We start from the raw sequence: 11,766 nt of genomic DNA, 5'->3' as shown, positions 1-11,766 counted from the left end.
AAACCTGGTGTTCCCGCAGCTTGCGCGATCTGGAAGCAGCCGTAATTGTAGGCGCAGACTCCCAAGGTCCAGTTATCGTCGCCGATTGTGGGATCGAAGCGATCGACCGCACTGCCACGGCCGAGCGCGAGCAGCTGCGCGACTTTGACCAGCCGATCTTCAGTCAGTTCCGGGCGATAGTCCCAAGGCCGCATCATCATCTCCTCGCTCGAATCGGGCGTTTCGAAGACTCTGTCAACCATATTGATAGTTGTCAACCTGAGCGAGACACGCCGGGCCTTAATCAGCGAGGCGGAAATACGAAGACCGAACCAGTCTAACGAACGGCGGGTTTCGGATGTGGCAATCAGAAGGTGGAACGACGCCAACCGGCGTGTACCTGCCGATCGAATTCATCTGGCTGAGAAGACCAAAATCTGCCATGCACCCCCTAATGAGGGAGGATGCGATGACGCTGCCTACATTCGTCGACGCGATAGTTGATTCCGAGAAGTTCGCAAAACGTCACCTCCTGCTGGGCAACGGCTTCAGCATCGCCTGCCGTGCTGACATCTTCCACTACGGATCTCTCTTCGCACAAGCTGATTTCTCGGCAGCGCCTGAGGTGGTTTCCGTCTTCAAAGCCTTGGATACTCAAGATTTCGAGGCGGCGATCCACGCTCTGGAGAACGCTGCAAAGATACTTCCGGCATACACGTCCTACGGCGACACTGCGCCGGCCACCATACTCAAACACGCCAGTGTCCTAAAGGAAATCCTCGTGCAGACCATCGCGGGCAACCATCCGCATGTTCCGCTGGATATTCCCGACGACAAATTTTGGGCCTGCCGCCATTTCCTTTCCCACTTTCTCTCGGGGGCCAAGGCGGGGTGTGTTTTCACTCTAAACTACGACCTGCTTCTCTATTGGACCCTGATGCATGGAGACATGCCATTCGGCGCGCCGATCAACCTCGCCACCAATGACGGCTTTGGTAATGACGAGGACGCTCCCGACGCCGACTATGTCGTATGGCAGGGCGAGACGAACGCCCACAGTGCTTGCGTGATGTTCCTCCACGGTGCCTTGCACCTATTCGACTCCGGCAAGGAACTGCTGAAATATACCTGGATCAGGAAGGGCATCCCTCTGATCGACCAAGCCCGAGAGGCGCTCGCCAGTAACGCTTTTCCCCTGTTTGTGGCAGAGGGAACAAGTGCCCAGAAGAAGGCGAAGATCCGTCACAATGCTTATCTGTATCAAGGCTTCAAGCTGTTCACCGCAAACGTTCAGACCGGGACGCACTGCCTCTTCATCTTCGGTCACTCCCTCGCCGAGAACGACGATCACATCCTGACCCGTATCGGCCGTGGACGGTGCAAGAAGCTGTACGTCGGGCTGTACGGCGATCCCCTAGCCGATTGGAACCAGAAGATCATTGTGAGGGCGCAGACGTTGGCCGGTATGAGAACGGAGAAGTGGCCGCTTGAGGTGGATTTCTACGATGCGGAGTCGGCCAAAATCTGGGGAAACTGATAGAACCTGAACCACTCGCACTGCCTTCTCCGCCCCCTCGCTCTTCCTTGATCGTCGTCCGACCAGTCCCCTGAACATACGGCAGGTTTCAGGAGAGATGGTTCGGCGGATAAACGGCCCTGACGGGGCATTGCTGCTCGACAGCATATGGGCCGAACGCTGACCCTCAGCAGAAGCGTTCATTCGCCAACCTTATGGCGGATGCAATCATCCGTTTGCGCTGAAATGGGAAGAAATGGCTCAATCTCGCAGCTTGTACTCCTTGCCCGCGAGCACATTGCGGAACAGCTCGACTGCATCATGCGACCATTTCCTCGTCGCCGACTTTTTCCCCGTCTTAATCCGCTCGTGGTAGCAATTGTCCGAGGCTCGCAAGTCTATTCCCTTCTCATCCTTGATCTTTCGAATGACCGGATTTAGGGCGTTCCATCCCTTGAGCTTGAGCTCGTCCGCAACTTGGGACAGTGTGAAGGGATGCGTTTTGTTGTTGGTGTCAGCCAAGGTTAGACCGAGCATACGAGGAAGCTGTTCGTCGTCCTGAGCCACCTTTTCGAGGGTGGTATAGTCCACTTCCACAGTTCCACGGGGAATGTCTTTGCGCGTGAGCTTCATCAATCGTGCGGCAAGGGCGCGTAGCAGGGCCGGATTGACCTGTTTCAGCTCGTGCCTTGCGGACAGCAGCTCGAAAACCTCCTTCAGAGACGAAACATTGAAGACACGTAGTCTGTATTGTCGACCATCATCTTCGTCGTCTATGACCACCTCGGACTGCGACGGACCGCCTTTGAGTTCGGCGTGCCAAACCACTTGGGCGACGTTGCTCACCAATCCACTTTCGTCGGCTGCAATCCGCCCTATGTCCTGGAGCAGTGTCCGGACATTCGGATCGCCCAGGCCATAGCCAAAAATAAAGACCGGATGTTCGGCAAAGTAGGTCAGGAGTTTCGCAGCGAAGTACCGGCTCTGCTTGTGCCAATTTTCATAGTCTGCGCTGGTTAGGACGAGGCTCTGCGGATCTTCGGTCATGCCATGAATATGGAAGATTTCGCCAAACGAATTGAGGTCGTACCGAAGCACCCCACGGCCGACGATAGGCTCGTAGCCTTCAAAGATCAGCTCGATCATTGAATCGTAATTCGTAGTGATGATCGCGTGGGGGCGTATATTCCTCAAGGCGGATATTTCTTCATTAAACTCCGCCGCAAGACCGCCGCGATCCGATGGGGTGATCTTCTTCAAATGCTCGGCGACTATCGACTTCATGAACACGTGTCTGTCGGCACCCTCGAAAAGTGCGGGGTCGAAACGGTCTCTGCCGTCACTCCATGCCCATTCGAAAATCAAGTCGGCTATCGCGGTACCGATCCTGACTTTGTCATCGCCGAACTTCTGGACGAAATAAGAATACGGCTGTGTGCGGTCGCCGATGATGTCGAGTGCGTACCTGAGGGCACCCTCCCAGTCCGGCGCACCCATGTACCGGCGAGGTAGACCCGAGCCGATGAACAAGACCGGCTGGACGTCAAACTCCTCGATTATCGCCTGGATTGCTTCTGCAACAGTAGTTGCCGTATCCAACTCGCCGTCGGCCACAACGTCCACGGCGCCAAGTTCTTCTTTTGCCATTAAACTCGCCCTCCCCATTTCTTGGATAGCTGGGAACGAGGCCGTCGGCAATTGAATTGGTTTCAAGAGCAACAGCTCGGTGACCCGCTCAGTGAAATGGCAGGTTTCGGGCAGCCCGCGGCCGCTCGGGAGCGACTGAAATGCGGCGCGCTGCAGACCGGCAGCTTCCTGCCGTCAGGCCATGCGAATCATGCCATAGCGGACGCGAGCGTTGCCGGCCACCGAGAGCTGCCGCAACCGCTCCTGTTCGATCTCGTGGATTTGTCGAAGGAAGCACCGATGACCGACGACATGATGGACCTGCGCACGCTCGTGGAGAAGACCCCCGACGCCGATATCTTGCGCGAGATGATCGGCTTTGCCGCTGAGCGGCTGATGGAGCTGGAAGTGGGAGCGGCGACCGGCGCGGCCCATGGCGAGAAGAACCCGCTGCGGCTTGTCCAGCGCAACGGCCATCGCGACAGGGACTGGGAGACGCGGGCCGGCACGGTCGAGCTGCGCATCCCAAAGCTGAGGAAGGGCTCCTACTTCCCCAGCTTCCTGGAGCCGCGTCGCATGGCCGAGAAGGCGCTCACCGCGGTCATCCAGGAGGCCTACGAATACAAAGAAAAAGCCCACTGCCGGAGGAGGTGGCAGTGGGCTCGATTTGAAATGCAGCGCGGGAGGAGGTGCACCACATTCAGCGTCGGCATCGCATCTGTGAGGAGTAGATGGTCGACAACAGGATCATATCGATCGCCGCATATATTGCAATGCACAAATTGCATATCGCATGTGCAAAAGCGTGACCTGGGCGTAAGCATCGACGTGGTCTCGAAAGATCCATTCTTCAAATGGTTGCCGTAGCTGGCGGCTGTAGAGATTAATGGTGCTGGTCATTTGCTCTCCTTTGCGTTGTCGCCATGAGAGCAGATCTGCGCCTGGATCTATACGTCGAGCGCCGGCGCTCGTCGGCGACAAGCAGATCCGGCTGCAGCATGAGCGCGCGCGTGCCAGGCCGATGCGCTGCCTTTGGCCTCCCGAAAAAGCGTGCGGGCATCGATCGGCCGCACTGCAGCTAAGCCTGCCGCGAACAAGAAGCCGGATATGCGCTCCTCGGGCCTTTCGCGCGAGAGGCCGCTGACGATTGCGGCTTCGGTCGAGATGCGGCGGACGCGATGGCGCGGATTGAGGGAGGCGAAGGGGTAGCGAACTCGGCCGCGTAGGCGTTCGCCGCGTCGATCGTGCTGATGTCGCCAGGCGTAGCTTCTTCACAAGACGGCAGCGCCAGGTTGGCGCGTTCGAGGCAGCCCTTGGCCTGCGGGCTGTTGGCGCACATATGTCGATGTTCAGAGTACGCGGTGACGGAACCGATTAGCCTTGCTTGCAGCTTCATGCCGGGCTGCGGCCGATCCGCCACTGATATGTGGCGGCGTGCCAATTGACTGCGTAGTCCCCAACGATGCGATCCTTGTAGATGCGTGGGTTGTGCGTAACTGGATGAAATTTTCTCCTGCGTCCCGGCAAGAGCGAATGAGCGCGAGGTAAGCCGTGGCTTGGTCCCCCGCTTTTCCCTATTCTGCGCAGATCATGCCGATAGCAGCCGCGCGCTCCCGCACGACCCTCGAGAGATAAAGTCAGGCTGCGACCTTCTTGCCGGTCCGCTTGGCCGACGCCAGCGTTTCCGACTGTTTCGGTTTGCGGCCGAGACCCATGGTCTTGGCCAAGGCCGAGCGCGCAGCGGCGTAATTCGGCGCGACCATGGGATAGCCCGCCGGCAGGCCCCATTTGGCGCGATATTCGTCCGGCGTGAGGCCATAGTGGGTCGACAGATGGCGCTTTAGCGATTTGAAGTTCTTTCCATCCTCAAGGCAGATGATGTAGTCCGCCATCACCGACTTCTTGATGGGGACAGCAGGGTTGAGAGCCTGCGGCTGTTCTGCGGAAACGCTGCCGGAGGTTCCTTTTAGTGCCGCATGTACTTGGCCGATCAGGGCTGGGAGATCGCCCACTGGGACCGGATTGTTCGAGACATAGGCTGAGACGACGTCGGCGGTAAGCTCGATGAGGGCGTCGAGATTGTGATCGGCTTCTTCTGTCATGAAATTCTCCGGGTGGCTTGAAAGACAGCAGGCGAAGTCCTGCGTCATAGTGACGGCTGTCGCTGAAAGCAATAAGTGTCTCGGCAGCATTAAGTATCGCCATAAGCTATTGCTAATAGGCGTCCGCCCCGGAAATCGTTCGGCTGCCAGGCGCCGGAACCGATCTGCAGCCGTGCTCTTTTCAGCTTTTTGTAATGCAGGAAACAACGAGACGAAATTCCGCGCTTCATGAAAATACGGCCAGGTGAATGAAACCTTGCATTCGTCGTTCGTCACTGACGTTGACCCAAAGGGACCGGTTTATTCCCGGCTTCCTCTATGGATGACTATCTGTTTTTTTGCGAGCTGATCGGCCTTTCGCCGGGCCTTGGTCCGAGAATGAAGTCAAACACGGGTTGGGGCTGACCGAGCGCGGTCGCCTGCAAGGCTGCCGGGAGCCGTGCCGCGGCTTCTGCGTGTTCGGCGAGCGCTGCGGGTGACATGCCGAGCGCGCGCTCGAAGGTATGATCCGCCGTGTTCAGCCGACGAAGGAGCGTCGCGGCGCGTCCGGCATGACGTATCGCCGCCACCTGCTTGCCCTCGCGGATCTTCACGCCGGCCGCCGATAACAGGATCAATCCCTTGAAGAGCGTCCGAAGCGGAGCGCCTCGGCCTGCAACTTGCCACAGCCCCTCCCACGCCTCATGGGCTTCCCAGTAATAGCCGTGGTTGAAGAGGTCGAGACCCCATAGGAAAATGTCTGAATCCAGCGACGCCTCTGCCGCCAACGGCATGGCTTCGCCGTTGTAGCTATGTCCCGCGGAATCGCGCACGGGATGCGGGTGCCTGCCCGGCAGATACGCATAGGATGGAAAGCTCTTTTCCGGCAGCCAGCGCCGGCGCAACACCGAACCAATAGCCATCAAAGCCGTATAGCACACCCGTGGCCCTGAACAGATGCCCAGTTCCGTGCATAGCCGCCGCATCAGGAATGTCTTGGCAAATAGTTGTCAGCCAGTCAGATCTCACGAAGCTGCGAGGTTGCGTCGGCGGTCATCGGCAGTTCATGCGGGCCCTCACTTCGTAGGCGGTCATATTGTGGCTCGGCAGTTAAACGGGGCCTTTCAATTTGTGTGGTTCATCCGCCGTTAGAGAATGACGGCACCTGGGGGGTAATGTTCTCCTCATCAGGCCAGGAAGGAAGATAGATGCCTGAGCAGGCTTCGCCGGACTTCGCGGTGATGCGCAGCCGAACTGCTTACCGAGGATGCAGATCACGCATCTTCTTCCTCTTGAATCGTCATCGCCCTGACAGCACATTTCTGCAATGGTCGGCGGGCGTCGATGCGGCCCGGGTCGTGCAAATTGGCTATGGAGCAGGTGGAGGGGAACGAATGAACGCTGAGGCTTTTAGCAGCCCCATTTTCGTGAAGCGCGCCAGCTATATCGTGCAAGAGATTGCCAGTCCAGACGCTATCGAGTTTCTCAATGAGTGGCCCGAGGATCGCAGAGACCTGACCTACGAGACCGCCCTGAGGGCTTGTTGTGACGCATATGCTGGGCACATACCGGTAGGCGCTGCCAGCAATGCCTTTATCGGCTTTGCGAAGCGAGTTGCCATATTGGAGGACCCAACTTCCGCTATGCAGTGGCTCGCTGCGTGCAAGGCGGGCAGCGGAAAAGTGCAGGCATAGGCTTTCCACAAACTGTGCGACACTGGCGCAAGGCGACAGTGTCTAGATTGAGTTAGCCAAATCCCGCGCCACCGGACATGAACAGATTGCGCTCGTGACCACCGCTTGGACGCCAGCGATCAAGTTTAGCTGTGGGGTTGCAGCCGAATGTTTCGGCTAAGGAAATAAGTGCGAGCGAGGCTGTCGCCGCTGGGTGTAGGGGGGAGTGATGAACGGCTCGCGCAGATTTGAAAGGCCAGTCGTTGTTCAAGTCAGCCGTCACAGCTCGGAGCGTGTCGTGTTCGATGTCAATGACGCGTCCAACATCCTGCTGCGGCATCTCCATCGTCAGACCGCGAAGCGCAAGGCAGCAATGGACGCCTGTCTGCAGGTGTTGCGAGGTGAGGCTCATCCACCAGTCGCTCGGCGTGCTTTTGTGGCAGCCGCGCTCGAAGCAAAGATTCTGCGCAGCGATTGAGACTTGGACGCGCGCTCATGAATTTCGTTCATCTCAGCAACGCTGCAAGATTGCCGCGCCTCGCGCGCAAGCAGTTCATCGAGGGGAACTCGAGGATCTCCCGCCGTTGAGCCTGGACTTGGTCGAGGCGGCGGCAGAATATTGAAGCTGCAAGCACGGCCGCGGCGGACATGCGGACTGGATCAGCGATTGTCAATTAGGACTATGATTCCTATCCGCTTTGGCTAACCTGTCGAAGGAATATCCCACTGAATAATGATGGAGACCCGAACTGTCATGAAACTTGGAGCGAAACCGGCAATCCAGGAAGAGGTGCCATGGTCCGACAGCCTGACCACCTACGACAAGCAGCACCACACGCTGTACCTGAGGTTCCTGGATGCGGCCGCTGATGATGCCAGCTATGAGGAGATGGCGCAGGAGATCCTCGGCATCGATCCGGCAGAAGAGCCGGAGCGTGCGCGGAAAGCCGCGAGAAGCCATCTCGATCGGGCGAACTGGATGATGACGACCGGTTACAAGGAGCTGTTCGCGTAAATGAGGGTGAACGGACGGCGACACACTCTGCTTGTCAGACGTGATCACGGCGTTCGCCACAAGAACGGTATGACAACCGGCTACGCCGTGACGCCGCATGTAGCTCATAACTCGGAGCGGCCGCAGTTCCGCGATCGACGGGCGCAAAACACAGCATGGCGGCTACTAGCCACTGGAAGCCGCGGATTATGCCACGTCACCACCGCTTCTTAAATCCAGAAGGGAAGCTCAGGGCGTATTCAGGCAAAAAGGCGCATGGCTGAGGAATCATAGGTTGGGCAGCGAATCGGGAACCGCGCAGATCCATCCCAGCGCGAGGCGCCTAGGAGCGTCTTTCTTCGCCCTTCTGCGTTTCCGCCGCTGCCCCGTCTGCGGCACGCTCCAAGGCGACCATTTTCTTGACCAAAGCCAGCAGGTCGCGCTTGGTGCCGTGCGGCAGAGACACGACCTGTTGCGCAAGTTCCATGGTGTCGCGCGCTTCCTCCGGCGTGCGGCCCCATAGATGGGGGGCAGCGCTGAACAGCATTTCCATCGGCATGAACCCGAGGATTTCACACAGGTGGATCATGCGGGTGACGTGCATTTTTGAGAATGCGCGCTCATAGCGGCCATAAACCTGCATCGATAGGCCAAGCAAGGGAGCAAGCTCTGCGCGGGTCAGATCCTTGTCCTTGCGCGCCTTGCGGATGAACTGAGCTATTCTCTCGTCAATCTCGCCGAAGGTTTTGATGCCTTCGAACCCCGGGCGGCGAAAAACAGGTTTGTCGATCTCGGGATCAATCGTCTCAACCAATTCCATTTTGTTTTTATAGGCGTCCATATCCTTAGGCACGTCCTCTCCCTTCTTTCTTTTCCAGTCGCGGATAGGGCGACGCCTCAACCAAACATTTGAAAACGGGATTGACCCACGCACGCCCCACAGCGCTTTTCCAGAAGCCGGGGTGCTTTCCGCTGCTCGCAAGTAGCCATCAGGGCCCGTGCTGCGCTTGCCTTGCCTGGTTCTTTCCAGCGGAAGCCTGCATTCATAACGCCCTTGATCTGGCGCGGGGATAGGCACTGCCCACTGAGAGAAAATCAGCGCGCCTTGGCTGCAACCATTCGCCAAGCACCCGGCTTTCCCTCGAACACCGCTTCGACAGTTTTTTCCCATCGACCCACCCCAGATGCGCCAGGAGTTCGCACGCGATAGAATCTTTACCAATACTAATACATCGCTTCACGGCAACCGTCGATCCAGTCCCGTGCATTGAGATATCCCAATTGGATAAGCGAAACAGCTCGCCTTTGGCGGTTTCGTCAGATGGCCGGATGGATGCATCGAGAGCGGATTCCGTAAGCCCGTTCAATGGGGAAGAGACATTTGAGCCTTCACCCAAGTCGATGCCTTGGCGACCGACCCACGGCGCGGCATAGATGCCAATAAGGATACCGATCGTCATCCCGAGCAGGAAGCTTCGACCGCTCACGGTTCAATAGCCGTTGTCTCGGAGAAACTGGTCGATGGCAGCCTTTATAATCACCGTCATCTTGATGTCGTTGTCAAAGGCGGCCTTTTGCAGTCGCATCTTCGTGTCGTAGTCCAGCGGACAATTGACGTAGTGCTTGGCTTCCCGCGCGTGCGCCCGCTTCAAGTCGCGAAGGCGATAGCGTCCCTCCTCCTGAGCCAGGGCACGTTCGAGCGCCTTGCTCTTGCGCTCTTCACCGCTCGGGTTTGGCAGACTGCGCCGCGGCCGTGCCCTTGTCGCATCCGCTACTGAAACCGACGCCGCTGTTGGTTCCCGTGCAGGCATTCGCGCCTCTGCCTCTTCCGACACAGAGGCTGGTTTCATTGCGGCTTTGGATGTGGCTGGCTTCGGCCGACGCGGTGCGATCGGAAAGTCAGAGACGGACAGTTTGCCTGGTTTAGACATTTCCCACCTTTTCCCGGTTTGCCGCGAGATGGCGATCGAGCTCGGTCACAAGCGCCGCGACCTCCGCGCGGCCCTTCATGATCGGGTCGGTCAGTTCGAGCATCTGCAAAGTGCCGAGGCCGTTGCGGATTTCGCGGTAGCAATTGCGTTCGGTGAGCTCGGTATCCATCAACGTCGATTCATAGCCATTGTCGCGAAGATTGGCGATGAACGGACGGATCAGCCTGTAGGCCTCGAGAAAGCGGCCCGGAAGGGAGATGCGCGTCACCACGTTGAGGTGGGGAATGGTTCGCCCCTCCCTGTCGCCAATATCCGCGGTCACGGTGGCGGCTTCACCAGCCGCCTTGATTTCATCCTGGTTCGGCTGAATTGGCGTCAGCACAAGGTCGGAGTTACGGATGATCGTGTCGCGGATGACGCTGTCGACGCCGGGTGAGTCCATCAGGATTACGTCGTAGACGCCGTCTTGTTCGGCCAGCACGGTTTCAATGCTTCGCTGGGTTGCCGCGCTGTGCAGCTCGATGTCGGCCGGAAGATTGTCCTTGGCCTCACATCGCTTCCACCATTCGGCGAGGTTTTGGCGCGGATCGGCGTCGATCAGAAGAACCTTCTTTCCTTGAATAGCGTACTCGCCGGCAACGAGGATAATGACCGTCGTCTTGCCGGCGCCGCCTTTTCCGCTAATCGCGCAAATCCTTCGAGACATGTCTGACCCCTCTTTTGCCGTCCCCAGGCCGAACGCGGCAGGCCGTCGCCAGGCTCATGCCTCCTCTTGGGCAACAGGATTTCCAAACGAAGTCGATGCTTGGTTTCGCATGGCGCTTTTACACGATGCGGTCACGCCTCCTAGCGTGTGATACTTCAATCACATCTTACTTTCACATCATAACGTCGTAGCATGTGAACACATCGTGTGAACAAGTCGTGTGTGAAATGGGACCGGCCGTGTGCTGCCGCTTGAGCCATCCTAGAAGTCTCCACAGTCGCCCAACTTTCCTTTTTGACCGATGAAGGCGGCGGCACCGGCGTTTCCGCTCCCTTTGTGGTGAACCCCGGAGCCGCGCGAAGGCCGTCTGTGACGCTCGCACGCAGTCCGCCAGGGCGGAGAGCGGAGCGTCCCTTGCGGACGAGTACGAGGAGCACACAAAGGCCGACAAAGCGGTCCTGGAGGTGAACCCTGGAGAGCGTTTTAGCGTTTGAATGGGCAGGGACGGAGGCCCTGCCCATCGTTTCGATGCGGACGAGCGAAATGTGGGCCGCTCGAAAAGTTGGTTCTATTGAAGCGAATTTCACGTCTAATTGATGGTGGCAGGATACGGAAAAATGTGCGACATTTTTCCCAACGATCGAGGAACAAGCCCTCGATGCCTGCCGCAAGCGCCAGAGAGAGGGGCCCAAGGCCAATGGACGACGCGAAATTCGAGGTCCGGCTCGAGCCGGACCGGAAGGGTCGAATGGTGCATGCCCGCGTCAGCGCGGACGAATATGCGGCGATCGAAAAGGCCGCCAAGGCGGCCGACATGACGGTTTCCGGATTCTTCCGGTCGCTGATCATCGAGGGAGCGGGCGCTCGGCCATTCCTTACCGAGGAAGACCGCCTCGTGATGGCATTGCTGCTGGAGGATATGCGCGCGATCGGCGTGAACCTCAATCAGGTCGCGCGGGCGCTCAACAGCGGCAAAGGCGTTCATCCGAGCGACGTCGATATCAATCTCGGGAACGTGCAGCGCGTCCAAGCGGCCGTCATGACGGAGTTGCGATCGCTGGCGAAGCGCGCTGGCTATAAGCGGCGAGGGGAGGGGTAAGGCGTGGAGATCTTTTTCGGCGCCTTCACGAGCGAATGGGAGCAGCGCCGTGCGGCGTTGCTGCATGAACTGTCGCTCGGGCCAAAACGCCGTTCGTCGGCCGAAGACGAAATGAAGCGCCGATTGAAAGCGATGGCCGAGCTGGGCGGCGGTAGTGGTGG

General features: G+C 58.3%; 13 protein-coding genes and 1 pseudogene. 6 read left to right on the top strand and 8 right to left on the bottom strand.

Annotated elements, in window-relative coordinates; translation table 11 throughout:
* The coding region (locus E5W70_RS27225) for a hypothetical protein (protein WP_292664296.1) at window positions 1-368 on the bottom strand (368 nt) is incomplete at its 3' end.
* A gap of 80 nt (window positions 369-448) precedes the next feature.
* On the opposite strand from E5W70_RS27225, the gene E5W70_RS27220 reads away from it, so the two are divergent.
* On the top strand, window positions 449-1,516 hold the full coding sequence (locus E5W70_RS27220; protein ID WP_292664294.1) for a DUF4917 family protein: 1,068 nt from the start codon (window positions 449-451) through the stop codon (window positions 1,514-1,516).
* 240 nt (window positions 1,517-1,756) lie between these two features.
* Here the strand turns inward: E5W70_RS27220 and E5W70_RS27215 are convergent, their stop codons facing one another.
* Complete coding sequence (locus E5W70_RS27215; protein WP_292664292.1) at window positions 1,757-3,142, bottom strand: SIR2 family protein; 1,386 nt, start codon at window positions 3,140-3,142, stop codon at window positions 1,757-1,759.
* Window positions 3,143-3,421: 279 nt separating this feature from the next.
* Here E5W70_RS27215 and E5W70_RS27210 point away from each other — a divergent pair.
* Window positions 3,422-3,739, top strand: a pseudogene (locus tag E5W70_RS27210) (transposase); the annotation flags it as partial.
* Window positions 3,740-4,758: 1,019 nt separating this feature from the next.
* Here E5W70_RS27210 and E5W70_RS27205 read toward each other — a convergent pair.
* On the bottom strand, window positions 4,759-5,223 hold the full coding sequence (locus E5W70_RS27205; protein WP_292664300.1) for a MucR family transcriptional regulator: 465 nt from the start codon (window positions 5,221-5,223) through the stop codon (window positions 4,759-4,761).
* A 326-nt stretch (window positions 5,224-5,549) separates the two neighbouring features.
* Entirely contained in the window at window positions 5,550-6,188 is a 639-nt protein-coding gene (locus E5W70_RS27200; RefSeq protein WP_292664290.1) for a DUF309 domain-containing protein, read from the bottom strand.
* 408 nt (window positions 6,189-6,596) lie between these two features.
* On the opposite strand from E5W70_RS27200, the gene E5W70_RS27195 reads away from it, so the two are divergent.
* The 3 genes from E5W70_RS27195 to E5W70_RS27185 all read left to right on the top strand — a co-directional run bounded on the left by E5W70_RS27195 (window position 6,597) and on the right by E5W70_RS27185 (window position 7,890).
* The gene (locus E5W70_RS27195) at window positions 6,597-6,896 is read left to right on the top strand and encodes a DUF982 domain-containing protein (RefSeq protein ID WP_292664298.1); all 300 of its coding nucleotides are present in this window, start codon (window positions 6,597-6,599) and stop codon (window positions 6,894-6,896) included.
* A gap of 208 nt (window positions 6,897-7,104) precedes the next feature.
* The gene (locus tag E5W70_RS27190; RefSeq protein ID WP_292664287.1) at window positions 7,105-7,353 is read left to right on the top strand and encodes a DUF982 domain-containing protein; all 249 of its coding nucleotides are present in this window, start codon (window positions 7,105-7,107) and stop codon (window positions 7,351-7,353) included.
* A gap of 276 nt (window positions 7,354-7,629) precedes the next feature.
* Window positions 7,630-7,890, top strand: a complete 261-nt coding sequence (locus E5W70_RS27185; RefSeq protein WP_292664285.1) for a DUF2285 domain-containing protein — start codon at window positions 7,630-7,632, stop codon at window positions 7,888-7,890.
* Between the two features lie 322 nt (window positions 7,891-8,212).
* Here E5W70_RS27185 and E5W70_RS27180 read toward each other — a convergent pair whose 3' ends face one another.
* The 4 genes from E5W70_RS27180 to E5W70_RS27165 form a co-directional block, all read right to left on the bottom strand.
* On the bottom strand, window positions 8,213-8,710 hold the full coding sequence (locus E5W70_RS27180; RefSeq protein WP_292664282.1) for a helix-turn-helix transcriptional regulator: 498 nt from the start codon (window positions 8,708-8,710) through the stop codon (window positions 8,213-8,215).
* A 202-nt stretch (window positions 8,711-8,912) separates the two neighbouring features.
* Window positions 8,913-9,329 carry a hypothetical protein gene (locus E5W70_RS27175; protein ID WP_292664280.1) on the bottom strand — a complete coding sequence of 139 codons (417 nt, stop codon included), beginning with the start codon at window positions 9,327-9,329 and terminating at the stop codon, window positions 8,913-8,915.
* Window positions 9,330-9,359: 30 nt separating this feature from the next.
* Window positions 9,360-9,704, bottom strand: coding sequence for a hypothetical protein (locus tag E5W70_RS27170; protein WP_292664278.1), 345 nt, complete (start codon window positions 9,702-9,704; stop codon window positions 9,360-9,362).
* Window positions 9,705-9,792: 88 nt separating this feature from the next.
* On the bottom strand, window positions 9,793-10,506 hold the full coding sequence (locus E5W70_RS27165) for a ParA family protein (protein ID WP_292664276.1): 714 nt from the start codon (window positions 10,504-10,506) through the stop codon (window positions 9,793-9,795).
* 697 nt (window positions 10,507-11,203) lie between these two features.
* Between E5W70_RS27165 and E5W70_RS27160 the strand changes: the two genes are divergently transcribed.
* The gene (locus E5W70_RS27160) at window positions 11,204-11,605 is read left to right on the top strand and encodes a MobC family plasmid mobilization relaxosome protein (protein ID WP_292664274.1); all 402 of its coding nucleotides are present in this window, start codon (window positions 11,204-11,206) and stop codon (window positions 11,603-11,605) included.
* Window positions 11,606-11,766: the final 161 nt, after the last annotated feature.

The sequence above is a fragment of the Mesorhizobium sp. genome (assembly GCF_005063415.1).
Classification (GTDB): domain Bacteria; phylum Pseudomonadota; class Alphaproteobacteria; order Rhizobiales; family Rhizobiaceae; genus Mesorhizobium.
The sequence above is the reverse complement of the archived record's forward strand: the minus strand, read 5'-3'. Positions and strand labels throughout refer to the sequence as shown.